At 69.7% G+C, this 22,677-nt stretch carries 20 protein-coding genes; 7 read left to right on the top strand and 13 right to left on the bottom strand.

Going from position 1 to position 22,677, the window contains the following annotated elements; genetic code table 11:
- Positions 1-64: 64 nt before the first annotated feature.
- The 3 genes from AC2YHJ_RS11780 to AC2YHJ_RS11770 all read left to right on the top strand — a co-directional run bounded on the left by AC2YHJ_RS11780 (position 65) and on the right by AC2YHJ_RS11770 (position 3,270).
- Positions 65-1,210 (top strand): alpha/beta hydrolase, encoded by a 1,146-nt coding sequence (locus AC2YHJ_RS11780; RefSeq protein ID WP_487396216.1) that lies wholly within the window; start codon positions 65-67, stop codon positions 1,208-1,210.
- Positions 1,211-1,299: 89 nt separating this feature from the next.
- A complete protein-coding gene (locus AC2YHJ_RS11775; protein WP_487396214.1) occupies positions 1,300-2,379 on the top strand; it encodes a calcium:cation antiporter in 1,080 nt (359 codons plus the stop codon).
- 126 nt (positions 2,380-2,505) lie between these two features.
- Complete coding sequence (locus AC2YHJ_RS11770) at positions 2,506-3,270, top strand: competence/damage-inducible protein A (RefSeq protein WP_487396212.1); 765 nt, start codon at positions 2,506-2,508, stop codon at positions 3,268-3,270.
- Positions 3,271-3,283: 13 nt separating this feature from the next.
- On the opposite strand, the gene AC2YHJ_RS11765 is transcribed toward AC2YHJ_RS11770, so the two are convergent.
- The 4 genes from AC2YHJ_RS11765 to AC2YHJ_RS11750 all read right to left on the bottom strand — a co-directional run bounded on the left by AC2YHJ_RS11765 (position 3,284) and on the right by AC2YHJ_RS11750 (position 7,307).
- The gene (locus tag AC2YHJ_RS11765) at positions 3,284-4,219 is read right to left on the bottom strand and encodes an esterase-like activity of phytase family protein (RefSeq protein ID WP_487396211.1); all 936 of its coding nucleotides are present in this window, start codon (positions 4,217-4,219) and stop codon (positions 3,284-3,286) included.
- Between the two features lie 321 nt (positions 4,220-4,540).
- Positions 4,541-5,320, bottom strand: coding sequence for an enoyl-CoA hydratase-related protein (locus tag AC2YHJ_RS11760; protein WP_487396209.1), 780 nt, complete (start codon positions 5,318-5,320; stop codon positions 4,541-4,543).
- Positions 5,321-5,325: 5 nt separating this feature from the next.
- Entirely contained in the window at positions 5,326-6,474 is a 1,149-nt protein-coding gene (locus tag AC2YHJ_RS11755; RefSeq protein WP_487396207.1) for an ATP-grasp domain-containing protein, read from the bottom strand.
- Entirely contained in the window at positions 6,465-7,307 is an 843-nt protein-coding gene (locus AC2YHJ_RS11750; RefSeq protein WP_487396206.1) for a GntR family transcriptional regulator, read from the bottom strand. The genes AC2YHJ_RS11755 and AC2YHJ_RS11750 overlap by 10 nt, the downstream gene beginning before the upstream one ends.
- A gap of 127 nt (positions 7,308-7,434) precedes the next feature.
- On the opposite strand from AC2YHJ_RS11750, the gene AC2YHJ_RS11745 reads away from it, so the two are divergent.
- The 3 genes from AC2YHJ_RS11745 to AC2YHJ_RS11735 are packed head-to-tail and all read left to right on the top strand — an operon-like array spanning position 7,435 to position 10,303.
- Positions 7,435-8,307 (top strand): succinate--CoA ligase subunit alpha, encoded by an 873-nt coding sequence (locus AC2YHJ_RS11745; RefSeq protein WP_487396204.1) that lies wholly within the window; start codon positions 7,435-7,437, stop codon positions 8,305-8,307.
- Positions 8,308-8,340: 33 nt separating this feature from the next.
- The gene (locus AC2YHJ_RS11740) at positions 8,341-9,321 is read left to right on the top strand and encodes a Bug family tripartite tricarboxylate transporter substrate binding protein (protein WP_487396203.1); all 981 of its coding nucleotides are present in this window, start codon (positions 8,341-8,343) and stop codon (positions 9,319-9,321) included.
- A 13-nt stretch (positions 9,322-9,334) separates the two neighbouring features.
- Complete coding sequence (locus AC2YHJ_RS11735; protein WP_487396201.1) at positions 9,335-10,303, top strand: hydroxymethylglutaryl-CoA lyase; 969 nt, start codon at positions 9,335-9,337, stop codon at positions 10,301-10,303.
- 192 nt (positions 10,304-10,495) lie between these two features.
- On the opposite strand, the gene AC2YHJ_RS11730 is transcribed toward AC2YHJ_RS11735, so the two are convergent.
- The 8 genes from AC2YHJ_RS11730 to AC2YHJ_RS11695 all read right to left on the bottom strand — a co-directional run bounded on the left by AC2YHJ_RS11730 (position 10,496) and on the right by AC2YHJ_RS11695 (position 22,088).
- Positions 10,496-12,082, bottom strand: coding sequence for an ABC transporter substrate-binding protein (locus tag AC2YHJ_RS11730; protein WP_487396200.1), 1,587 nt, complete (start codon positions 12,080-12,082; stop codon positions 10,496-10,498).
- Positions 12,083-12,218: 136 nt separating this feature from the next.
- On the bottom strand, positions 12,219-14,459 hold the full coding sequence (locus tag AC2YHJ_RS11725) for a N,N-dimethylformamidase beta subunit family domain-containing protein (protein WP_487396199.1): 2,241 nt from the start codon (positions 14,457-14,459) through the stop codon (positions 12,219-12,221).
- A 4-nt stretch (positions 14,460-14,463) separates the two neighbouring features.
- On the bottom strand, positions 14,464-16,053 hold the full coding sequence (locus AC2YHJ_RS11720; protein ID WP_487396198.1) for an ABC transporter substrate-binding protein: 1,590 nt from the start codon (positions 16,051-16,053) through the stop codon (positions 14,464-14,466).
- A 214-nt stretch (positions 16,054-16,267) separates the two neighbouring features.
- A complete protein-coding gene (locus AC2YHJ_RS11715; RefSeq protein WP_487396196.1) occupies positions 16,268-16,972 on the bottom strand; it encodes a protein-L-isoaspartate(D-aspartate) O-methyltransferase in 705 nt (234 codons plus the stop codon).
- Positions 16,973-17,877: 905 nt separating this feature from the next.
- Complete coding sequence (gene cobT / locus AC2YHJ_RS11710; protein WP_487396195.1) at positions 17,878-19,752, bottom strand: cobaltochelatase subunit CobT; 1,875 nt, start codon at positions 19,750-19,752, stop codon at positions 17,878-17,880.
- Positions 19,749-20,411: a glutathione S-transferase family protein gene (locus tag AC2YHJ_RS11705; RefSeq protein ID WP_487396194.1), complete on the bottom strand. Its 663-nt coding sequence runs from the start codon at positions 20,409-20,411 to the stop codon at positions 19,749-19,751. The genes cobT and AC2YHJ_RS11705 overlap by 4 nt, the downstream gene beginning before the upstream one ends.
- 3 nt (positions 20,412-20,414) lie before the next feature.
- Positions 20,415-21,419 carry a cobaltochelatase subunit CobS gene (gene cobS / locus AC2YHJ_RS11700; protein WP_487396193.1) on the bottom strand — a complete coding sequence of 335 codons (1,005 nt, stop codon included), beginning with the start codon at positions 21,417-21,419 and terminating at the stop codon, positions 20,415-20,417.
- 57 nt (positions 21,420-21,476) lie between these two features.
- Positions 21,477-22,088 carry a J domain-containing protein gene (locus AC2YHJ_RS11695; protein ID WP_487396192.1) on the bottom strand — a complete coding sequence of 204 codons (612 nt, stop codon included), beginning with the start codon at positions 22,086-22,088 and terminating at the stop codon, positions 21,477-21,479.
- A gap of 86 nt (positions 22,089-22,174) precedes the next feature.
- On the opposite strand from AC2YHJ_RS11695, the gene AC2YHJ_RS11690 reads away from it, so the two are divergent.
- A complete protein-coding gene (locus tag AC2YHJ_RS11690) occupies positions 22,175-22,453 on the top strand; it encodes a BolA family protein (RefSeq protein ID WP_487396191.1) in 279 nt (92 codons plus the stop codon).
- 22 nt (positions 22,454-22,475) lie between these two features.
- Here AC2YHJ_RS11690 and AC2YHJ_RS11685 read toward each other — a convergent pair.
- On the bottom strand, positions 22,476-22,677 hold a 202-nt coding region (locus tag AC2YHJ_RS11685; protein ID WP_487396190.1), incomplete at its 5' end, for a hypothetical protein.

Here is a 22,677-nt window from a genome sequence, read left to right as displayed (position 1 = left end):
CGATCGCGGCGACCGCGACAGGTTCGCAACTGCACAAGGCTCGCCGCACGGGAGAGGGAACGTGATGAAGCGGATCATCGTGGCGGCGCTCGGCGCCGCGCTGCTGGCGCCGGCCGCGCTGGCCCAGCCGACACCGGGGCCGGGACCGCGATCCGGGCCGCAAGCGGAAGGCCGTGGCCCGCGTGGCAACGCGGCGCCACTCCGCATCCGCGAGATATCGTCCTTCCATGTCGGTGGCCGCGTCGCCGAATTGTCGGGCCTGCCGGAGCGCGAGGTCGTCTTCAGCCCCGGCGCGCCGCCGATGCGCATGAACCCCAACGGCCAGTTCCAGGTCGAGCAGATGTATGCCCAGGTGGCGCGGCTGCAGAACCCGCGTTCGCGCTATCCACTCATCCTCGCGCATGGCGGCGGGCTGACCGGCGTGACCTATGAGACGACGCCCGATGGGCGGCCCGGCTGGCAGATGTTCTTCCTGCGCGCCGGGCATGACGTCATCGTGACCGACGCGATGGAACGCGGGCGTTCCGGTTGGGCGCGCTTCCCGGAAATCCTGGCCGGCGAGCCGATCTTCCGCACCATGGGCGAAGGCTGGGGGCTGTTCCGCATCGGCATGCAGGATGGCTGGAACATCGACCCGGCGCAGCGCCGCGCCTTTCCCGACAGCCGCTTTCCGGTGGCGTCGTGGAACCAGTTCATGATGCAGGGCGTGCCGCGCTGGGCGACGACCGACCGGCAGATACAGGCCGCCTATGACGCGCTGGTGCAGCGCATCTGCCCCTGCGTGATGCTGGTGCACAGCCAGGGCGGCAATTTCGGTTTCAATGCCGCGCTGAATGCGCCCGACAGGATCAAGGCGGTGATCGCCGTCGAACCGTCCGGTGCGCCCCCGGCCGCGGCCGATGCGGCGCGGGTGCGCGGCATCCCGCATCTGGTGGTCTGGGGCGACCATCTGGACGCCACGCCCTTCTGGCAGAATGTCCGGCGCAACATCGACCGCTGGCAGGTCCAGATCCGCGATGCGGGCGGCACGGCGGACACGCTCGACATGCCGGCCGAGGGCGTACGCGGCAACAGTCACATGATCATGATGGACAACAACAGCGACGACGTGGCGCGACGCATCGACGCCTGGATGGCAAGCCACGGCCTGATGCGCGATGCCGGCCCGCCGCGTGACCGCCCGCGCCGGCAGGGCGGGCGCGCCGGCTGAGAGCGCAGGCCGGGCGAAGGTGTTGTCCTCCCGGACAGGAAATCCGATCAGGTGGTTCCACCTGATCGGATAGTGCTCTAGGCAAGGCCATGGCCGGCGCACCGACAGACCGTATCCCGCTCCACACCATCATCCTGCCGGGGCTCGGCCTGCTGGCCTGGCTGATCGTCGGCAAGGCGGGCCTCGGCCTGGTCGCGCTGCTGCTCGCGGCCGTCCTGCTCGGCAATGTGCTGGCGGCCGTGCATCATGCCGAGATCGTCGCGCTGCGCGTTGGCGAGCCCTACGGCACGCTGATCCTCGCCTTGGCCGTGACGGTGATCGAGGCCGGGCTGATCATATCCCTGATGCTCGGCGGCGACCCCAATCCGGGGCTGATGCGGGATTCGGTGCATGCGGCCGTGATGCTCGTGCTGCACGGGCTGGCGGGCGCCTGCATCGTGGTCGGCGCCTGGCGTCATCGCGAGGCGGAATTCCGGGTGGAGGGCGCCAACTCCTTCCTCGCAGTGCTGATCCCGATGGCGACGCTGGTGCTGGTGCTGCCGAACCATGTGCTGTCCACCCCCGGCCCGTATCTCTCGACCGCGCAGTTGATCTTCGTCTCGGTCGCCTGCCTCGCGCTCTATGCGGCCTTCCTGTTCATTCAGACCAACTGGCACCGCGACTACTTCCTGCCGGTCGGCGGCGGAGCCGAGGCGGCCCATGTGCGGCCCACCGGCCGGATGGCTGGCGCCTCCGCCCTGCTGCTGGTGTTGGCGCTGACCGCGGTCGTGCTGCTGGCCAAGGCGCTGGCGCCGGCGCTGGAGGAAGGGGTCACCGCTGCCGGCGCGCCGATGACAGTGGTGGGCGTCATCGTCGCGGCCATCGTGCTGATGCCGGAAAGTGCCGCGGCGATCCGCGCCGCCGCGCGCAATCGCCTGCAATCGAGCATCAACCTCGCGCTCGGCAGCGCGGTCGCCTGCATCGGGCTGACCGTGCCGGCGGTCGCCGTCGTGTCCTTCTGGATGGGACAGCCGCTCGCGCTCGGCATATCGGCAGGGCAGACCACGCTGCTGGCGCTGTCCTTCGCGGTAGCGATGATCACCTATGGCACGGGGCGGACCAACCTGTTGTGCGGCGTGGTGCACCTGGTGCTGGCGGCGACCTACGTCTTTTCCGTCTTCGCGCCGTAATCCCCCGGCGGGCGCCGGGCATCCGGTCGCGCCTGGCCCGCGGCGTCGCCCCGGCCCAAAGGGCACACGGCCACCATTGGTCTGCCGCCGCGTCCCGCCTATCCTTCCGCGCCGGAGGATCACGCCATGCCCAGCCCGACCGCCTGCCTGCTCATCATCGGCAACGAGGTGCTGTCGGGTCGCACCCAGGACGCCAATCTGAAATTCATCGCCACGCGCCTTGGCGAGATCGGCATTCCGCTTCGCGAGGTGCGCGTCATCCCCGACGTGCCGGACACGATCATCGACACGGTGAACGAGACGCGCGCGAAATACGATCACGTCTTCACCACCGGCGGCATCGGGCCGACGCATGACGACATCACCAGCGAATGCGTCGCCGCGGCCTTCGGCGTGCCCTGGGAACCGCATCCGGAAGCCTGGCGGCGGCTCGAATCCCACTACGCCCGGCAGACGCCGCCGGGGGATTTCAATGCCGCGCGGCAGCGCATGGCGACCATGCCGCGCGGGGCCGAGCTGATCGACAACATCATCTCCATCGCGCCCGGCTTCACCATCGGCAACGTCCACGTGATGGCCGGCGTGCCCCGCATCATGCAGGCGATGTTCGAGGCCCTGGCCCCGACCCTGCAGGGCGGCCCGCCGGTCGTCTCCGCGGCGGTGCATGCCAATGGCCTGATGGAAGGTCGCATCGCCGATGGCCTCGGCGAGATCCAGAGGCGCTACCCGGAAATCGACATCGGCTCCTACCCCTATTACCGCGCGGGTGGTGGCGGGGTCGCGGTGGTGGCCAAGGGGACCGACATGGCGGCGGTGAAGCAGGCGGCACATGACGTGCTGGTCTTCATGCGCGCCTGCGGCGGACTGCCGGTGGAAGGCGAGCCGGCCTGAGGGCGCGGCGCGCCTACGCGACCAGTTCGAACAGCAGCAGCAGGCTGCGCTGCGTCACCGCATGGTTGTCGTCCGAGACGATGGCGACCAGCGTGCGCCCGCCATGGCGCAGCACCGCCACGCCTTCCCAATTCTCGGCGGGCGCGACACCGCCATCCAGGCGCAGGATCTCCGCCCCCTCCAGCACCGAGCCAGCCCCGGCGGCAGCGATGTCGGCGGCCGGGATGCGCGTCAGCCGCGCCGCGAAGCCCGAATACCAGGCGAAGCGCCGTTCCAGCACCAGCGCCCCGCCATCCGGCAGGCCAGCCGCATCGACCGGCAGGAAGCCATCCTCCGGCCGATAGGCGAGCGGCGCCCAGCGCCCAGGCCCGCCGATCCAGCCCTGGCGCAGATCAGGGCTGCCGAGCGGTTCCAGCCGCTCGGTGATCGCCAGCAGCCTGCCATCGGCCAGCAGCGCGAGTGACTCCAGCCCGCCATTGCGCGGCGCGGCGTCGAGCCCCGGCGGCGGGTCCACGAAGGCGCCCGCGCCATCCATGCGGCGATAGGCGCGGATGCGGTGCCAGCGTTCGAAGCTGACGAGCCAGGTGCCATCCGCCAGCCGCGCGATCCCTTCCGCATCCCCGGCATAGCCGCGCGGCAGCGGGTTGCCCGCGCCATCATTCAGCGGACCAGTGGCGACCGGCGTCAGCCCCGCCGCAAGCCCGCCCCGCAGCACCAGCCGCGCCTGCGCCCAGCGTGTGCGGTCGTCGATGAAGGTAATGAGGAGGTCATCGTCGATGGTCAGCCCCGAAAGACCGCCGGCGCCGAGGCTGGCATTGTCGATGTCGAGCCCGCCCAGGCTGCGCAGCGGGCCGGTGAGCGTGAGCGGCGGCAGGGCGACGGCGGCGCCGCCCGCCGGGGGTGTGGGCGGGAGGTAGATGCAGGCCGGGGTGGCGAGGGCGGCGGCCAACGCGAGGCGTCGAGGGAGGGCTTTGCCCTCCCTTGTCCCCGTTTGCCGAACTGGTGAGCGCGCGCGGATGGCCGGCCATTCCCTCTCGATTGTCCGGCCGGCAGGTCTGCACCCCCGCAACCTTGAGCGTCCCGGACAGGTCGCCGGCCAAGTCCATGCCGGGCGGCACGCCTCCATTTGGCCGCGTGGAAATGACCACCTTGTCGCTCAACGTCCGGGCCGCCTCAAGGGCTCGGCGCTTGCGTCTCCGGCAACGGCATCGCGGATCCGGGCCGGCAAGCCCAGGGCCGTAGCGGGGGCCGCGGGATCATCCTCCGCCGCTCACCGACCCGTCCAGGCGGGGCGGCGCTTTTCGTTGAAGGCGGCGCGTCCCTCGCGCGCATCCTCGGTCAGCGCCAGGACCCCGATCTGCGTCTCGAGGAAGGCGAGCGCCTCGTCGAAATTCATCGCCTCGGTCTTGCGCAGCGCATATTTGCCGCGGCGGATCGCGGTCGGGCTCTTGTCGAGCAGGCGCCCGGCCAGCCAATCCACCTTGGCGTCCAGTTCCGCACCCGGCGCCACGTGATTCACGAGCCCCAGCCGATGCGCTTCGGCCGCCGTGATGGGCTCGCCGGTCAAGGCCAGCTCAGCGAAGGCGCGTTCGGGCATCAGCGCGCGCAGCACGCTGGTCACGACCATCGGGAAGACGCCGATCTTCACCTCGGGCAGGCCGAACAGCGCATGGTCGGCGGCGACCACCATGTCGCACATCGCCATCAGCCCCATGCCGCCGGCCATGCAATGGCCATTGACGCGCGCGATGAGCGGCAACGGCAGGTCCCGTACCTGGCGCAGCAAACCCGTGAAGGGCGTGCCGATGCGCGAGAAGTCCTGCCGGAACGCGACCGAATCCGGCGCAAGGTCCGCGCCCGAGCAGAAGGCGCGGTCGCCCGCACCGGTCAGCACGACGACACCGACATCGCCGCCTTCCACCGCCCGGGTCAGCGCTGCCGAGATGCCGTGCTGCACCTCGGCGTTCATCGCATTGCGGCGCGCCTCGCGCGTGATGGTCAGGCGCATCACGCGGTCGCGGATCTCCGTCGTCAGAACAGTGTCGCTCACATCCATCATCCCTGCACAACGCGCCGCAGCGCCTCGACGAAATCACCAAGCTCGGTCACCGCGACATAGCCGCGCGCGGCAACCAGCCGCGCTGCCTCGGCCATCGTCATCTCCCGCTCCGCGGCGCCGGCGGCGGCGAATCCGACGACCAGCGGCTTGGGCGGCGGATATTCGTCGAGCAGCGCGAGCAGCCCCTTCACCGTGCCGCCCAGCGAGCTGGCCCCGAGCGTCTGGTACATGCCGATCGCCTTGACCGACGGGTTTCGCGCGGCGAGGTCGAAGACCATGCGCCCGCGCCGCAGGAAACCCTCGGCGCCACCACCACCTGGCGCATCGACGAAGTTCGCCGCCGGCAAGCCGGCATCGCCGAGCAGGTCGAGGATCGACATGCCGAGCCCCGCCCCGCCGGTCAGCAGGGCCACCGGACCGTCGAGCTCCACGAAGGTGAAGCCCTGGCTCGCGGCGTCGCCCTCGCGCTGCGGCGCATCCGCGCGTTCGATGGCCGCCGAGCGCAGCGCCGCGCGACCCGGGTGCCGGAAAGCGGCGGCGTCATCCAGGACGACCTTCGCATCCAGGGCAACCAGCCCGCGGCCGGTCACGAGCCCCAGCGGATTGATCTCGATCAGCGTCGCATCCGCGCGGGTGAACAGCCGGTAGAGATCGCTGGCAAAGCGCGCGACGGCGCCATGCTGGCGCGGCGGGATGCCGGCGGCGGCCGCCAGCGGCAGCACGTCCTGGGCGAACAGGCCGCGCCGCGGGTCGATCGACAGGCTCTGCACCGCCTCGGGCGCTGCCTCGACCTCGATGCCGCCGCGCGCGGAGAGCAACAGGCTGACGCATTGCCGCACATCGTCGATGCGCAGGGCCATGTAGTATTCGGCCTCGATCGCCAGCGCTTCCTCGATCAACAGGGGCGGCGTGGATGGGCTGAGCGCCGCGGCCACCTGCCCGACGGCGCCGGCGAGCGCGCCGGCCTCCGCACGCCGGACCAGGCCGCGCTTGCCGCGCCCGCCGGCGAGCAGCTGCGCCTTGACCATCGCGGCCGGCCAGGGTGCCTCGCACGGCGGTGCGGCGGCCTCGACCAGCATGCCGCGCGGGATGGCGATGCCGGCGCTGGCGAGCAGCGCCTTTCCGTCATGTTCTATCAGCCGCACTCACGTTCCTCCGTTGAACCCGGCGTCGGGAATTCCTCGGCGGCGAGCGGACGCTCCACCTCCAGCGCGAAACCATCGCCCCGGTAGTAGGAAATTCCCGTCAGCGGCACGCGCCCGTCAGGGTCGCGATACCATCGCCGCATCCGCACCAGCACCTCGCCCATGCCGCAGCCGAGCAGTTCCGCGATGCGCAGATCGGCATGGGTCAGCGTCACTTCCTCGAGCAGCGTCATGCGCGCCGAACCAAGGATCTGGCGCAGCAGGCCGCCAAGCTTGAACCGGCGCTCCGCACCGCGCGGGAAACGCCGGAAGAGGCCGGTCTCGACATAGTAGTCCAGCAGCGCGAAGGCCCGCCCATCGAGGTGATGGCGCTTGTAGATGCGCGTGAAGTCGCCGGCTTCCCGCGGGGCGCGGCTGCGCAGTTCGGCCGGCAGCGACATCCCCGCGCTGCGTTCCAGCACTTCGATCCGCAGGCCGGGCTGGGGCGCCCCGGTATCGCTGATCGCCCCGCGCAGGCTGCGGCCGCCAAGCCGCGCCGGGGCATCCGGCATGACCCAGGTGCCGCGGCCGCGGCTCATGCCGATCAACCCTTCCTGCGCCAGGATGGCCAGGGCCTGCCGCATGGTCACGCGCGACACCTGGAATTCCTCGCAGAGCTGAGGCAGGCCCGGGATCAGCGACCCGGGCGTCCAGTCGCCCGCGACGATCCTTTCCCGGAACACGCGCGACAGGCGCAGATAGAGCGCGATGCGCGAGGCGTCCTCGGCCGCTGACTCCCGCCCGGCGGGCGGGGCGGGCACGACGGTGGCGGAGTTCGCGTCGGGGCGATGCATGCCGTAAAGTTATTAAGGTTAGGACTATTGCGCAATAGGCCGTTTCTTTCCATGATCCGCCGCACGACCAGCAGGAGACGCCCATGCCCTCGCGCCACGCACCCCGGAAGCGGGGCCTTCGTTAGCCATGGCCGTGCTCTACGAGGCCGGCTGGCGGGTCCTCCTGCAGGGCGCGACGGGCGCCTATGGCCTGGCGCAGTTGCATGCGATGCGGGAAGCCGGGACGCCGCTCGCGGGCGTCGTCGCGCCGGGACGCGGCGGTGCCGCCATCGAAGGCCTGCCGAGCTTCGATCGGATGGCGGAAGCCGTCGCGGCGACCGGGGCGGAGGTCAGCATCATCTACGTCCCGGCGTCGGGTGTGCGGGATGCGTTGGTGGATGCGGCGGATGCCGGCATCCGGCTCGCGATCGTCGCGGCCGAGTTCGTGCCGGTGCATGACGCGCTGTGGGCGCTCGCCTATGCGCGCGAACGGGGCATGTGGGTGGTCGGGCCGAATTCGCTTGGCATGATGGTGCCGGGCCAGGCCTTGCTCGGGTCGATCGCCACGGGCTTCACGACGCCCGGGCGCGTCGGCGTGATCGGGCGCAGCGGCACGCTGACGCTGACCGGCACGCGGCTGCTGACGCGCTTCGGCTGCGGCCAGTCGGCCATCACCCATATGGGCGGCGACAGCGTGGTGGGCCGCAATCCCCACGAGTATCTCGCCCGCTTCCTCGACGATCCCGGCACCGACATCGTCGCCTATCTCGGGGAGATCGGCGGCGGGAAGGAATACGCCATGCTCGACCTGATCGCCGCGCGGCGCAAACCGGTGGTGGCGCTGATCGTCGGGCGCCACGCGCCACCGGGGAAGCAGATGGGCCACGCCGGCGCCCTGGTGGAAGGCACGCGCGAGACGGCCGTCGCGAAGCGCGCCGCACTCGCCGAAGCGGGCGCCGTCATCGCGGACAATCCTGAGCATCTGGCGCAACTCGTCGCGGGGATGCTGGTGCCTGCCTGAGGCCCGTCACGCGGAATGAAGGAGGAAACGACAATGAACACATCACGGCGCATCCTGCTCGGCGCCGCGGCGGCGGGGCTGATGGGCCCGCGCGCCGCGCAGGCGCAGGCCAGCTATCCCAACCGTCCAGTCCGCCTGATCGTCGCCTTCCCACCGGGCAGCATCAACGATGTGACGGCGCGGCTGATCGCGCCGGAGATGTCGAAGCAGCTCGGCCAGCCCGTGATCGTCGAGAACCGCGCCGGGGCGGGCGGGCTGGTCGGCACCGAGGCCGTGGTCCGCGCGCCGGCCGATGGCCACATGATCGGCATCGGCACGATGTCGCAGCTCGTGATGAACCTCGCGCTCTACGACAACATCCCGTTCGACCTCGTGAACGGCATCGCGCCGATCGGCATGATCTCGGACACGGCGTCGATCCTCGTCGTCAATCCTTCCGTGCCGGTGCGCAGCCTCGCGGAGCTCATCGCCTATGCGCGGGCCAATCCCGGCAAGCTCAACTACGCCTCGGCCGGCAACGGATCGATCAACCATGTGGGCACCGAGCAGTTCATGGCGGTGGCCGGCATCCGCATGACGCATATCCCCTATCGCGGCTCCGGGCCGGCGCAGACCGACCTGGTCGCCGGCAATGTCGATGTGGGCTTCGATTCCGGTCCTTCCTCCATCGAGCACATCCGCGCGGGGCGGCTGCGCGCGCTCGCCGTGTCCTATCGCCACCGCATTGCTCAGTTGCCGGACGTGCCGCTCTTCGCCGAAGCCGGGCTGCCTGGATACAGCAACAACAGCTGGAACCTGCTGATGACGACGGCGGGAACGCCGGCGCCGGTCATCGCGCGGCTCAATGCGGTGCTGCGGCAGACCCTGTCCGACCCGGAGATCCAGCAGCGCTTCGCGCTGGGCGCGACCGAGGTGATCGTCGATTCGACGCCGGAGAGCACCGCCACCTTCGTGGAACAGCAGCGCGCGACCTGGGTGCCGATCGCGCGCGGCCTCGGCATTCGTTTCAGCTGACAGGGAGGCAGGAATGCCCAGCGATCTTCCGCGCCGCGTCGAGTTCCACGAGGAAGGCCCGCGCGAAGGCTTCCAGATCGAGCCGCGCCTCTATCCGCTCGAGCAGCGCGTCGCCCTGGTCGAGGCCCTGGCCGAGACGGGATTGAAGGCGATCCAGGTGGCCTCCTTCGTCTCGCCCAAGGCGGTGCCGCAGATGGCGGATTCCGAGGCATTCTTCGCCGCCATCCGCCGGCGTCCGGGCGTGCGCTACGAAGCCGTCTGGCTGAATGAGCAAGGCTTCCATCGGGCACGGGCGACGCCGGGCGTCGATGTGTCCGGCAAGATCGCGCTCTATGCCTCCGATGCCTTCGCCAGGCGCAACAACAACTGCACCGCGGCCGAGATGCGCGAGCGTGTGCTGCGCTGGCTCGACCTCTATGGCGAGGCAGGCCTTCCGATCGAACGCGCCCTGGTCATGACTGCCTTCGGCTGCAACTACGAAGGCGAGATCCCGCCGGAACGCCCCGTTGGGGAACTGGTCTGGGCGCATCGCGCCTGTGCCGAGCGCGGCATCCGCCTGCCGAAGGTGTATCTGGCGGACACGATGGGTTGGGCGAACCCGCAATCGGTGCGCCGGCTGGTCGGGATGCTGCGTGACGCGCTGCCTGACACGCGGGTGGGGCTGCATCTGCACGACACGCGCGGCCTCGGTGCGGCCAATGTGCTGGCGGCGCTGGAGATGGGCGTCGACATGTTCGACAGTTCGGTTGCCGGGCTGGGCGGCTGCCCCTTCGCCGGGCATGGCGACAGCCGCGGCGCGGGCAATATCTGCACGGAAGACATGGTGTTCCTCTGCCACGAGATGGGCATCGAGACCGGCATCGATCTCGAAAGACTCATCGAGGCCGCGCGGCTCGCGGAGCGGATCATCGGCCGCCCCCTGAGCGGCCGGGTCATGCATGGAGGATCCCTGGCGGCCTACCGCTCGAAGATCGCTGCCTGAGGTCGTCGTATGGAGTGCAGGAGGGCGCGCAGCCGTCGGTGCGGCGTCGCGCTCCATCGCTTGATGTAGGAGCGTCGCGCGCCAGCGGGCCGGGCCGCCGTGTCATGCTGTCACGGCGGCTTCGAACCGTCCCCAACTCCCGGACTGACAAGGTGTCCGGAATTGACGCGCCGGGGGCGACTCACGTCGCGGTCAGGCCGGCCGTACGCCCCACGGGTACGGCATGCTTCCCTTCGCCAGGCCCGTGATGCTCCGCCGATGCGCCGTGCGGATGAAGAACTGGCCCAGCGGTATGGTCGCGACATCGTCCTGCGCGAGCTTGTTGATCTCGTTCGCGAGGTTGCGTTGCCGATCCGGTTCCGCCGCGTCGAGCCATGCCTGGACCAGTTCCTCCGCCCGAGGGCTCGTATACCAGCCGAACCAGCCGCTGGCGCCCGGTCCCTTGACCAGTGAGGACACCCCCGGGTTCAGGTAGGCGAGCGAGGAGCCGTAGGTGTGGAAAATGCTCCAGCCGCCCTGGTCCACCGGCTCGCGCCGCACGCGGCGCTGCACCACCGTGCCCCAGTCGGTATCGGCCAGTTCGACATTCATGCCGATGCGCCGCAGGCGGTCGGCCGTGACCTGGCCATGCGGGCCGATCAGCGGGAAGTCCGTCGGGTTGATGATGACGACCTTCTCGCCCTTGTATCCTGACGCCTGGAGCGCGGCCCGTGCGCGATCGAGGCTGCGCGGTGGGCGGTTGAATTCCGAAAGATCCTCGACGCCGAGCGGCGTGCCGCAGGGAAACAGGCTGCGGCATTCGCGCCATACCGAACGATCGGTACCGAGCGTCGCCTGCATGTACTCAGGCTGATCGACCGAAAGCGCCACCGCCTGGCGCGTCTTCACGTCGTTGAACGGCGCCTGCAGATGATTGAGGCGCATGATGGACATCAGGCCAGCCGGATTCAGGATGTCCACCGCGATGTTGCGGTTACGCTGCAGGGTCGGGATGAGATCCGAGAGCGGCTGCTCGAGCCAGTCGATCTCCCCGCTCTGCAACGCCGCGGCTGCGGTCGCGGGGTCGGGCAGGATATGCCATTCGATGCGCGGGAAATGCGCGACCTTGCCGCCCGAGGCCCAGTCCGCGGCCTCCTGCCGCGGCACATAGGCATCGTTCTTCGCATAGGCGACGCGGCTGCCGGAGACGAACTCGTCGCGCAGGAAGCGATAGGGACCGGATCCGACGACCTCGGCCACCTGCGCATTGGCGTCTGTGCGCGCCAGGCGCTCGGGCATGATGAAGGGGACGTTGGCGTCCGGCTTGGCGAGCGCGTCGAGCAGCAGCGGGAAGGGCCGCTTCAGGCGGATCTCGAGCGTCCGGTCGTCGGCGGCGGCCCAGCGATCGACCACCGCTGCGAGGATCTGCCCGAAGGCATCGCGCTTCGACCACCGTTCGAGGCTCGCGGCGCAATCCTGCGCGCGGACCGGCTCACCGTCATGGAAGCGCAGCCCCTCCCGCAGGCGGATGGTCCAGACGCGACCGTCCGCGTTCACGGTATGGCCTTCGGCCATCTGCGGCCGCGCCTGCTGGTTCCCGTCCACGGCGTAGAGCGTGTCGTAGACGTGGTAGCCGTGCATCTGCGTGACGATCGCGCTGGTCCAGATCGGGTCGAGCGCGGTGAGGTTAGCCTGCGGCACGAAGCGCAGCGTCGCCGTGCGGGCAGGCTGAGCGACGGCAGGAGCCACGGCGGCGAAGGTTCCGGCGGCGGCGCCCTGCAGAAGGCTGCGACGTTTCATGGCGTTTTCCTGTTCTTGTGCACACGGATTGCCCGGAAGCGTATGGGCCCCGGTGAGGCCGGGTCAAATGTCCGTGTGACGGCCGCGGTCCATCCCATGCCGCCTGCCGCGCTGGGCGTCCCGTACGGCGGTCGTTCTACAGCACAACCTGCGCCGGGGCGGTTTCGTCCTTCACTGAAAGCAGGAGTGGCGCCGGGTCCGCGAAGCGGCGGACCACATTCTCAATCAGACGGGCCGTCGGGTTGGCATACCCGTCCACCGGAAGGGCGCCGATGAAGTTCATCGACCCGACCGAGAACACGGCACCGCCGTTCGGAGTCTCGAAGAAGGTGACGTCGGATCGGATCAGATCCTCCCGCGTGCCGGGCCAGGTGTGATCGCGGCGCTCCTCGTTCACCGGCTGATAGCTCGCCTCCTCCACCACGGCGCGTGCCACGACCAGGGCATGGTGCGGTGTGCCGAGCGCGACGTCGGCACGATCCAGTTCGTGCCCCGCCGCACCGCCACCCATCAGGCCGCGATCGCCGAAGACCAGGCCGGGGCGCGCCATATCCTCCATGCCCTCGCGCAGAAACGCGACGCGTGGGTCGAGGATAGCGTCGGTGAAGGTGTAGGGGTGGCCGTTGTAGTTGCCCTGGCTGCTGAAGCCGACGCCCACCAGGGCTTGCGGTGGCCGCCCGAGCCGGCGCCACAGCCCGCCATAGCCGCCATCGAAGGCGTGATAGCCTTCGCCGGGCAGGGTCTCCCACAAACGGATACCACCCTCGGCGCGGCGTAGTTCGAAGGCCCAGGGGCCGTCGCGATGCGGCGCGATGCGCCAGTAGAATCCGTTGCCGCCGAGGTAGACGAAGCGCCCACCCTGCGCGAGGTGGCCGGCAATGGCGTCCAGCGTCTCATGCGTGTGGTATTCGGGGTGCTGGCCGGTGAGCACGACCGAATACCGGGACAGCAGCGCCGCACCTTCGGCGTGCACGTCGTGGTCGGTGATGACCTCCACCTCGATCCCGCAGCGATCCAGCAGGTCGAGGATATAACTGTCCGCCGCGATCCAGTAGGTACCGGACCCTGCCGGGTCGGGATCCATCAGGTGGAACTGGCCAACCCGCTTGTCGATCATCGGGCGGCGCATCGTGGACATCACGACGCCGCTGCCATCCGCGTGGTTGTTGTAGGGCGAGAGCCCGTATTCCGGGTGCCCGTCCGGCGCATGGGGCAGCGCGCCCCAGGAAGCGGCGCGCGGCGCGATCTGCGCCTGACGGCCGGCGCGGACGAACTGGCTGTACACCGTGTAGGTCATGGTCGGTGCCAGGAAGGCGACGCGCGCCTTTTCCCCCGGCACCTTCGCACGCACGAAGAAGGGGATGTTGTCGCGCGCATCACCGGCTTCGAGGTGCAGCGCATACAGGCCGGACGGCCAATCGGACGGCACGGCCAGCGTCAGGGACGGCGACCAGCCGGCATCGCCGATATCGTCCGAATGGAAGTGGATGGCATCGTACTGGGCGGGCCGTTCCGTCCAGCGGTGCGCCTCGGCGGTCCAGTCAGGGCCGGTCATCGCCCGCGTCGGCAGGTTGTGGCACTCACCGTCCCAGCCGCCGGGACCGACATCGGCGATGCGATCGGTCGGGATGTCGATGGAGAAATCCCAATCCGCGACGGCTTCCTCCGGCGACACGGGGATGGGCTGCGCTTCGAGCGCCGTGGTGATGCCAAGCGCGCCGCACAGGATGCGGGGACGAGCGATCTTGCCCTCGAAATGCGCGCAGGCGGGGCCTTCCGCGGCGATGGCCGCGTGGCCGAAGCCCGAGGGCGATACGCCCGCCGCCGCGACGCGCGCCGTGGTGGCTTCATCGAGGTCGAGGCGCGGGCGGCGCGGCACCTGCGCGACCTCGAGCACGCCCGCCACCGGGTCGAAGCGGCAGGCGATGTCGTGCCAGGCGCGTTCCGTCAGCGGCACGCCGGCCTCGACGATGGTGCCGTCGCCGCAACGCGCTACGGCGCCGTTCGGGCCGAGGCCAAGGGTGAGCGTGGCGCCGCCGCCCGTACAGGACAGCACCACCTGCACCCCCTGCCCCGGCAGCGTCGGCCAGATCGTCGCCATCAGCGTCAGCGGCGCGCCGCCGCTGCCCAGATCGATGGCCGGCACCTCCACCCAGGATCCCAGGCGCATCTGCTGCTCGACGCCCGCATGCTCCCCTTCGATGCCGCAGGGCATCGGGATCTCGCGATACCCGGGGCCGGCGGGGTTGGGATCCCCGCACAGAATGCGGGCGACGCGCGCGCGATAGCGCCCACCGCCCGCCACGCCGATCATAAAGCGAAGCGTTTCGCCCTGGCGAACGCTCCAGTGCTCGGCATAGCCGGTGACAGCCAGCATCGCCTCAGCCGCGCTTCACGTTCCAGAACAGCGGGAGGCCCTTCAGCACGCCGCTCAGGTCATCGCGGTAGGCCGTCGGCTGGTAGAACTGGCCGAGCGGCACATAGGGCACATCGATGAAGGCCTGGCGCTGCATGTCGCGACCGATGCGGCTGCGCACCTCATCGCTGTCGGATTGCAGCCATTCGTCGCGCAGTTCTTCGAGCTTCGGGCTGGTGGACCAGCCGAAGGTCGCGTTGAGCCCGCTGCCGCGGATGAAGTTGTGTGCGGCCGGATTGAACTGGTTCACGCCGGCCGTATAGGTGCAGTACGCGTTGTAGCCGCCACGATCCGGCGGCTCCCGGTTCGCCTGGCGCCGCAGCGCGCTGGCCCAGTCCATGGCGGCGTAGTCGAGATTGATGCCGATGCGGCGGAAGGTGTCGGCGACCACCTCGCTCATCGCCGTGATGGCGGGGAAGTCGGTCGGGCCCATCAGCAGGACCTTCTCGCCCTTGTAGCCCGCCTGTTCCAGGGCGCGACGGACCGCGGCAAGGTCGCGCGGGCCGGTCAGCGCCTCCATGCCGACATCGCTCGCCATGACTGAGCCAGGGGCGAAGAAGCCCACGCCCGTTCGCCACAGCGACCGGTCCGTGCCGGCCACGGCCGTCATCACGTCTTCCTGGTTGATCGCACCCAGCACCGCGCGGCGGATCGCCGGATTGTCGAAGGGCGGTTGCAGGTGGTTGAAGCGCAGCATGGCGATCGCGCCGGTCGGGTCGAGCACTTCGATCTTCACGCCGCGCCCGCGCCTCAGCAACGGCAGCAAGTCCGAGGTCGGCTGCTCCCACCAATCGATTTCCCGCCGTTGCAGCGCTGCGGAGGCAGTGCTCGCGTCGGGGATGGTCAGCCATTCCACGCGGTCGAAATGCGCGACCTTGGGGCCTGCCAGCAGGCTCGTGGTCCCGCCCGGTCGCGGCACATAGCCGTCGAACTTCGCATAGACGGCGCGCGAGCCCGGCACGCGCTCGCTCGCGACGAAGCGGAACGGCCCGCTGCCCACCATCTCGCTGATCGGCAGGGCCGGGTCCGAATTCGCGAGGCGTTCCGGCATGATGAAGGCAACATTCGCGCCGATCTTGCCAAGCGCGTCAGGCAGCAGCGGGAATGGCCGCTTGAGGCGCCACCGCACGACGCGGTCGGAGGGGGCTGTGATCTCATCCGTCACGGCCATGGCGGCGATGCCGAACTGATCGCGCACGCCCCAGCGGCGCAGGCTCGCGACGACATCGCGCGCACGCACCGGTTCGCCGTCATGGAAGCGCAGGCCCTCACGCAAGGTCATCAGCCAGGTGCGGCCGTCATCCTCGATCACATGGCCTTCGACCATCTGGGGATGCGCGCGGTATTGCTCGTCCCAGCCATAGAGCGTGTCGAAGACGAGGAAGCCGTGGTTGCGCGTGACGAAGCCCGTCGTCGCGATCGGGTCGAGGATCGCGATATCTGCCTGCGGCACGAAGCGCAGCACGCCTTGCCCCTGCGCGGCAGCGAGCCGCGGTGAAGCAATCGATCCGGCGCCGATGGCCGCGGTCGTCTGCAGGAAAGCGCGTCTTTGCATCGGAAATCCCTCTCTCGGGTGTCGCGCGGGGTTCATGTGCAGGGCCATCCGCTTCGAACGCCGGAGCCTGCTGTGAAGCTGCCGTGCTGACAAGTGAAGGCGAGCCTCACTGGCGCGGGAGCGCGATGACCGTTCGCGTTCGCGTTACGCAGGGCACGGGAATCCAGCGCCGGCGCGCTGGCGGGCCGCTCCTGAGCCGCCCACCGCGATCAGGTCATCCTGCCTCCACAAAGGGGACGAACCTCACCGGCAAGGTGCGACGTGTTCGCACCACGCCGTCCATCGCCTTCTCCACAAGCATGAGATGCTGGGTCGCGAAGGGATTGCCAATCGGGATCACCATCCGCCCGCCCGGCCGGAGTTGCTGCAGCAGCGGTGGCGGAATCGATCCTGCAGCGGCCGTTGCGATGATGCCATCGAAGGGAGCGGCACTCGGCACGCCGAAATAGCCATTGCCGAGATGCACCACCACGTTCCCGAAACCGTGGTCATGGAGCCGGCTCCGAGCAACCTCGGCCAGGGGCGCCAGGATCTCGATGCTGTGCACCGTGCGCACAAGCCCGGACAGGACCGCTGCCTGGTAACCGGATCCGGTGCCGATTTCGAGGACGACCTGGCCGGGCGCCGTGCGCAGCATGTCGGTCATCAGAGCTACGATGAATGGCTGCGAGATCGTCTGGCCAAAGCCAATGGGGAGCGGGCGGTCGTCATAGGCGTTGGCCCGGAGCGAAGCCGCGACGAATGCATGACGCGGCACCCGCCGCATGACGTCGAGCACCCGGGGGTCCATCGCGTCGCGCCCAAGTGCGCCTGTTGCCGTAGAGACGTACTGGGCGATGGTGTTGACCATCGCTTCCCGGGCTTCAGCGTCTGTCGCGGCGATCGCGTCGCGGGCCAGTAGACCCAGGCCGAGCAGCACTGCGCGCCTGCCGCCGCAGCGGCAGGCCCGGTCCATGCACCCGGGCGCGTGCCGGGAACAGGCCTCGGCCCCTTGCATATCCGCATGCGTGCGCTTCGCATCGGCCGACTGTCAACCGCGACCGGGCGCGGCGTTCATCGCCGAGGGGTGGGACAGCGTGGACCCACGCCACCGTGGTGCGCGTGCGGGCGCACGCGGCGGTAGTGGACAGCTAACCCGCGCCAGCGCGGATCTGCAGTGAGGCCAAGTGGTCGCCGCCCCAACCTTCAGGCGCGGGATACCGCTCCAGTGGCACTGGCAGATCGCGAAGCCAGGGTGGCCGATCTTCGGATGGCCCGCTTTGCAGCCTTGGCATGATGCTGCGCGGCGACACGCCCGAACAGGCCGCCACCACGAAGAACGCCCCGACCAGGCAAGTGCTCAACAGTCCTGGGTGCTGCATCCGTGTCCCTTAGCCGTCGATGTGCCCTGGACGAAACCCGTGCCGGGCAGGCGTGCCGGAATCCACCGCAGGACAGGAAGCCGCTAGAGTAAGCGCGGCGGCGGAGGCAACGCGCCGGAGCCGGCGCCTGCCAGAATTGGCGCCATGTCGCGATCCTGCGCAAGGACCTGCCGTCGCAGCGTTGCCCGGTTTGGCCGTCGGCACCGTGCCTCGACCTGCCGCCGGGCGGTGATGTCAGCACCCCTTGCCCAAACCGCCGGCGCAGGGATCCTGGCGGCGGCGACAGCATCCCGGATGGCAAGGTCGATGCCCAGTCCGCCGAATGCAGACATCGCATGTGGGGCGCGGCCGATGCGGAGCAGGTCCGGGCGGCACCAGGTTTCCAGTCGACCTTCTTGATCGCATTCCAAAGGCCCGCTGGCCTTTGGCGGGATGGTCCGGAGGGGCAGAGCCCCTCCGCCCCTCACACCAGCACCGGCCCGCGCTCCGCAGCCGCGCGCTGCCACGCCTCGGCGGCGTCTTCATCGAACAGCTCGGCGAGCTTCTTCATCATCGTGCCGCCGAGTTCCTCGGCATCCACGATCGTCACCGCGCGACGGTAGTACCGCGTCACGTCGTGCCCGATGCCGATGGCGATCAGCTCGACCTGGTTCCGGCCCTCGATCTCGTGGATCACCTTGCGCAGGTGGCGTTCCAGGTAATTGCCGGGATTCACCGACAGTGTGCTGTCATCGACCGGCGCGCCGTCGCTGATCACCATCAGGATGCGCCGGTGCTCGGGCCGCGGCAGCAGCCGCTTGTAGGCCCATTCCAGCGCCTCGCCGTCGATGTTCTCCTTGAGCAGCCCTTCGCGCAGCATCAGCCCGAGATTCTTGCGCGCGCGGCGCCACGGCGCATCCGCCGCCTTGTAGACGACGTGGCGCAGGTCGTTCAGGCGGCCGGGATTGCGCGGCTTGCCTTCCTGCACCCAGCGTTCGCGGGATTGGCCGCCCTTCCAGGCGCGCGTCGTGAAGCCGAGGATCTCGGTCTTCACCGAGCAGCGTTCCAGCGTGCGCGCGAGGATGTCGCAGCACATCGCCGCCACCGTGATCGGCCGCCCGCGCATCGAACCCGAATTGTCGATCAGCAGGGACACGACGGTGTCGCGGAAATCCGTGTCGCGCTCATGCTTGTAGGACAGCGCGTGCATCGGGTTGGTCACCACGCGCGTCAGCCGCGCGGCATCGAGGATGCCTTCCTCGAGGTCGAACTCCCAGGCGCGCTGCTGCTGCGCGAGCAACCGCCGCTGCAGCCGGTTCGCGAGCTTCGAGACGACGCCCTGCAGATGCGACAGCTGCTGGTCGAGCTGCTGGCGCAGCCGGTTCAGCTCATCCGGGTCGCAGAGATCCTCAGCGGAGACCACCTCGTCGAACTGCGACGTGAAGGCGTGGTAGCGGGTGGTGTCGTCCACCTGCGGCACCTCGCGCCGCTGCTGCGGGCCGCCGGGCTTGTCATCGCCATCGGCCGCAGCACCGTCCTCCTCGGTCTCCTCGCCTTCCTCATCGGAGGCCTCGCCCTGCATCTGCTCGGGCTGGGCGCCGAGCATCTGTTCTTCCTGCTCGGACTGGGACTGGCCCTCGCCGGACTGGTCCTGCTGGGGGCTGCTCTCGCCGCCTTCCTCGCCTTCCTCGTCCTGCTGCTCGGATTCCGCCTCGACCTCAGCTTCCGCCAGGTCCAGCGCGGTCAGCAGCTTGCGCGCGGCGCGGGCGAAGGCGGCCTGGTCCTCGGCGGTCGTGGCCATCTCGGCCAGCGCCTCATCGGCCTTCTCGCCCAGCGTATCGCGCCACAGGTCGAGCACGCGATGGGCGATCTCGGGCGCGGCATCGCCGGTCAGCTTTTCCCGCGCGATCATCGCAAGGGCGGCGGGCAGCGGAAGCTGGTCCTTCCGCGTCATGCGGTCGTAGCCCTCGGCCTCGCATTCCTCGGTCAGCTTGGCGCGCAGATTGGCCGCCACGCCCGACATGAACTTCGAGCCGACCGTCTCGACGCGCACCTGTTCCAGCGCGTCGAACACCTCGCGCGCCTCGCGCCGTCCGGGGATGCGCTGCGCGTGCAGGGATTCGTCGTGGTGGCGCAGGCGAAGGGCGGCGGCATCGGCCGCACCGCGCAGCTTCGCCATCTCGGCGGCCGGCAGCGCGCGCGTGGGCAGCGGCAGGCGCACGCGCTTGCCCGCGACGCCGGACGGGCCGGGCTGGAAGGCCACCTGCACCTCGGGGTCGGCATGGGCGATGGCGCGCAGCGCGCCCGCCGTGGCGCGCTTGAATTCTTCCTGCCGCGTGAGGTCCTGCTTGCCGCTCATGGCGATGTCCCTGCCGCCTCGATCGCGGCTTGTTCGATGGCCTTGGCCCGCACCATGGCGGGCCGTGCCTCCAGCGCAGCGAGATACCCCGCCGCCACCGGACCCGGTTTGTACATGCCGAAGGCCGCCGCGAAGCGCAGCAGCCCGCCCGTCATCACATCGGCGGCGCTGAAATCCGCGCCCAACAGATACGGCCCGCCCGAGGCGGTGATCTGCCGTTCCACCCGCGCCACGGCATCGGCATAGGCCGGCCAGCCCACCGACGCGGCCGGCGGCGGGTCCTTCCGCGGGAAGGCGATATCCGTCATCGCCGGTTCCAGCACCGTGCCGCCATAGGCGAGGAAGGTCGCATAGGCGCCGCGCGTCGGCGTCCCCACCGCCGGCGCCAGCGCACCGGTCGCATCCGCGAGATAGGCGCAGATCGCGAGGCTTTCCGTCACCACGACGCCCTGCCAATCGCCCGCCGGCCCGCGATCCACCAGCACCGGCAGCTTGCCGTCCGGGTTGATGGCCAGGAACTGAGGCGACTTGTGCGTGCCGCGCCGCAGGTCGTGCGGCACGCGCTCATACGCCGCGCCGCACTCCTCCAGCATCCAAAGGATGCGGAAGGCGCGCGATTGCGGGGCGTAGTGGAACAGGAAGCGGGGCGGGGAGGCCATGCCTCACCCCGCCTTGCGCAGCAGCCCCGTCGAGACTTCCTCGTTGAAGCAGCGCTGGTAGTACTCGGCGACCGTCGAACGCTCGGCCTCGTCGCACTTGTTGAGGAAGGTCAGGCGGAAGGCGAAGCCGACATCGCCGAAGATGCGCGCATTGTCGGCCCAGGTGATGACCGTGCGCGGCGACATGACCGTGCTGATATCGCCCGCGATGAAACCGGCGCGCGTCAGGTCGGCCAGGGCCACCATCGCCTCGACCTGCTTGCGCATCTTCGGATCGTTCTCCTGGCCGAGCTTGGCCAGCACGATGTCCGTCTCCTGCTTGTGCGGCAGGTAGTTCAGCGTGGCGACGATCGACCAGCGGTCCATCTGGCCCTGATTGATCTGCTGCGTGCCGTGGTACAGGCCCGTGGTGTCGCCGAGGCCGACCGTGTTCGCCGTGGAGAACAGGCGGAAATACGGGTTCGGCCGGATCACCTTGTTCTGGTCGAGCAGCGTCAGCTTGCCCTCGACTTCCAGCACGCGCTGGATCACGAACATCACATCCGGGCGGCCGGCATCATACTCGTCGAACACCAGCGCGCAGGGATGCTGCAGCGCCCAGGGCAGGATGCCTTCGCGGAATTCCGTGACCTGCTTGCCGTCCTTGAGGACGATCGCGTCCTTGCCGATCAGGTCGATGCGGCTGATGTGGCTGTCGAGGTTGACGCGGATGCACGGCCAGTTCAGCCGCGCCGCCACCTGCTCGATATGCGTGGACTTGCCGGTGCCGTGGTAGCCCTGGATCATCACGCGACGGTTGAAGGCGAAGCCCGCGAGGATGGCGAGCGTCGTCTCCTTGTCGAAGCGGTAGGTGTTGTCGACTTCCGGCACGTGTTCGGTGCGCACCGAGAAGGCCGGGACATCCATGTCGATGTCGACGCCGAAGACCTCGCGCGCCTTCACCGTGGTGTCCGGGGCCTCGATGGCCGAGGTCGGGCGGATTTCGGAAATCTGAGCAACCTTGTTCATCGCAAGTCCGGTTCCGTGACGATCGAGGGATATACTAGGCCCAGCCGGGCGATCCGGCTACCCGGCCGCCGCGGCTTCCCGCTGCGCGGGCGCCGCGGCACGCGGCGGAACCCGGCGCTTCAGCAGGCTGTAGGCGCGGTTGATGTCCTTCAGCTTTTCTTCCGCGCTGCGATCGCCACCCGTCGCATCGGGGTGGTGCCGCTTTGCGAGGTCCTTGTAGCGGCTGCGCAGATCGACCTGGTCGATCGGCCAGGCCAGCCCCAGAAGGTCCAGCGCGGCACGCAATTCGGGCGGTGCCTCGGTCGCCTCGCGCGGGCGGCGGCGGGGGGTCGGCGCCTCCTGCCCCAGCACCGAGAAGGGGTCGCGCAGCAATTCCGGATCGAAGCGCCCCGCACCCCCCAGGCGCCCGAGCGGCCAGGACGGGCGCTGCCAGGAACTGTCGGCGCGCAGCGCGGCCTCGATCTCGTTCGGACCCATGCCTTTGTAGTAGTCCCAGGCGGCGTTGTAGGCGCGCACATGGGGCAGGCAGAACCAGTGGAATTCGCGCAGCGTGCGGTCGCGCGGAGCACGGAAAAGGCCGTGCTCGGCACAGCCGGGATGTTCGCAGCGGCGCGCCGTCGCGTCGTCATCCGCGGGGTCCGGCTCGGACTTCCTGCCAGGTCTGGGCATCCGTCCCTTATGGGTAGGCATCGCGCATCTCGCAAGCGCCCGATGCCCCTTGGCAGCGCAGGCCAGAGGCGGGACAAGCGCGCATCATGACAAGCCGCGCCGATCGCATCCGCACCGCCCTCGAAGCCGCCTTCGCACCCGCGCGCGTGACGGTGGAAGACGACAGCCACCGCCATGCCGGCCATGCCGGGGCGCGGCCGGAAGGCGAGACGCATTTCTCCGTCACCGTGATCTCGCCGGCCTTCGCGGGGCAGTCCCGCGTGGCGCGGTCGCGCGCGGTACATGACGCGCTGGCGACGGAATTCGCCGGCGGGATGCATGCCCTGGCATTGCGCCTGGCGACGCCCGAGGAAGCCGCGGGCTGAAGCGCGGCGCCCACGCGGCGCTTCAGTATCCGAAGGGCAGTCGCAGCCGCGCCCCGGGGGCGGGCTGGCGCAACAGCCGATCCTCCCGCGTCTGAAGACTCGCCCCATCGCGCGAGGTGCCGATCTGCGGCTCGGCCGGATCGATCAGCGCCGGGTTGATCTGGGGTGTCGTGCGCTGGACGGTGGCCTGCCGCGGCGCTTCCAGGTCGCGGTCCGGCACCGGC

This window comes from Roseomonas sp. SRI_022, from assembly GCF_057586215.1.
Note: the sequence above shows the minus strand (reverse complement) of the source record. Positions and strands in the feature narration are given on the sequence as shown.

Excerpts from the sequence above, each read along its gene's own strand:
- AC2YHJ_RS11690 (WP_487396191.1), top strand. The coding sequence starts at position 22,175 with ATGACAAGCCGCGCCGATCGCATCCGCACCGCCCTCGAAGCCGCCTTC.
- AC2YHJ_RS11705 (WP_487396194.1), bottom strand. The coding sequence starts at position 20,411 with ATGGCCTCCCCGCCCCGCTTCCTGTTCCACTACGCCCCGCAATCGCGC.
- AC2YHJ_RS11780 (WP_487396216.1), top strand. The coding sequence starts at position 65 with ATGAAGCGGATCATCGTGGCGGCGCTCGGCGCCGCGCTGCTGGCGCCG.
- cobS (WP_487396193.1), bottom strand. The coding sequence starts at position 21,419 with ATGAACAAGGTTGCTCAGATTTCCGAAATCCGCCCGACCTCGGCCATC.
- AC2YHJ_RS11745 (WP_487396204.1), top strand. The coding sequence starts at position 7,435 with ATGGCCGTGCTCTACGAGGCCGGCTGGCGGGTCCTCCTGCAGGGCGCG.
- AC2YHJ_RS11750 (WP_487396206.1), bottom strand. The coding sequence starts at position 7,307 with ATGCATCGCCCCGACGCGAACTCCGCCACCGTCGTGCCCGCCCCGCCC.
- cobT (WP_487396195.1), bottom strand. The coding sequence starts at position 19,752 with ATGAGCGGCAAGCAGGACCTCACGCGGCAGGAAGAATTCAAGCGCGCC.
- AC2YHJ_RS11725 (WP_487396199.1), bottom strand. The coding sequence starts at position 14,459 with ATGCTGGCTGTCACCGGCTATGCCGAGCACTGGAGCGTTCGCCAGGGC.
- AC2YHJ_RS11775 (WP_487396214.1), top strand. The coding sequence starts at position 1,300 with ATGGCCGGCGCACCGACAGACCGTATCCCGCTCCACACCATCATCCTG.
- AC2YHJ_RS11720 (WP_487396198.1), bottom strand. The coding sequence starts at position 16,053 with ATGCAAAGACGCGCTTTCCTGCAGACGACCGCGGCCATCGGCGCCGGA.
- AC2YHJ_RS11735 (WP_487396201.1), top strand. The coding sequence starts at position 9,335 with ATGCCCAGCGATCTTCCGCGCCGCGTCGAGTTCCACGAGGAAGGCCCG.
- AC2YHJ_RS11695 (WP_487396192.1), bottom strand. The coding sequence starts at position 22,088 with ATGCCCAGACCTGGCAGGAAGTCCGAGCCGGACCCCGCGGATGACGAC.
- AC2YHJ_RS11770 (WP_487396212.1), top strand. The coding sequence starts at position 2,506 with ATGCCCAGCCCGACCGCCTGCCTGCTCATCATCGGCAACGAGGTGCTG.
- AC2YHJ_RS11740 (WP_487396203.1), top strand. The coding sequence starts at position 8,341 with ATGAACACATCACGGCGCATCCTGCTCGGCGCCGCGGCGGCGGGGCTG.
- AC2YHJ_RS11730 (WP_487396200.1), bottom strand. The coding sequence starts at position 12,082 with ATGAAACGTCGCAGCCTTCTGCAGGGCGCCGCCGCCGGAACCTTCGCC.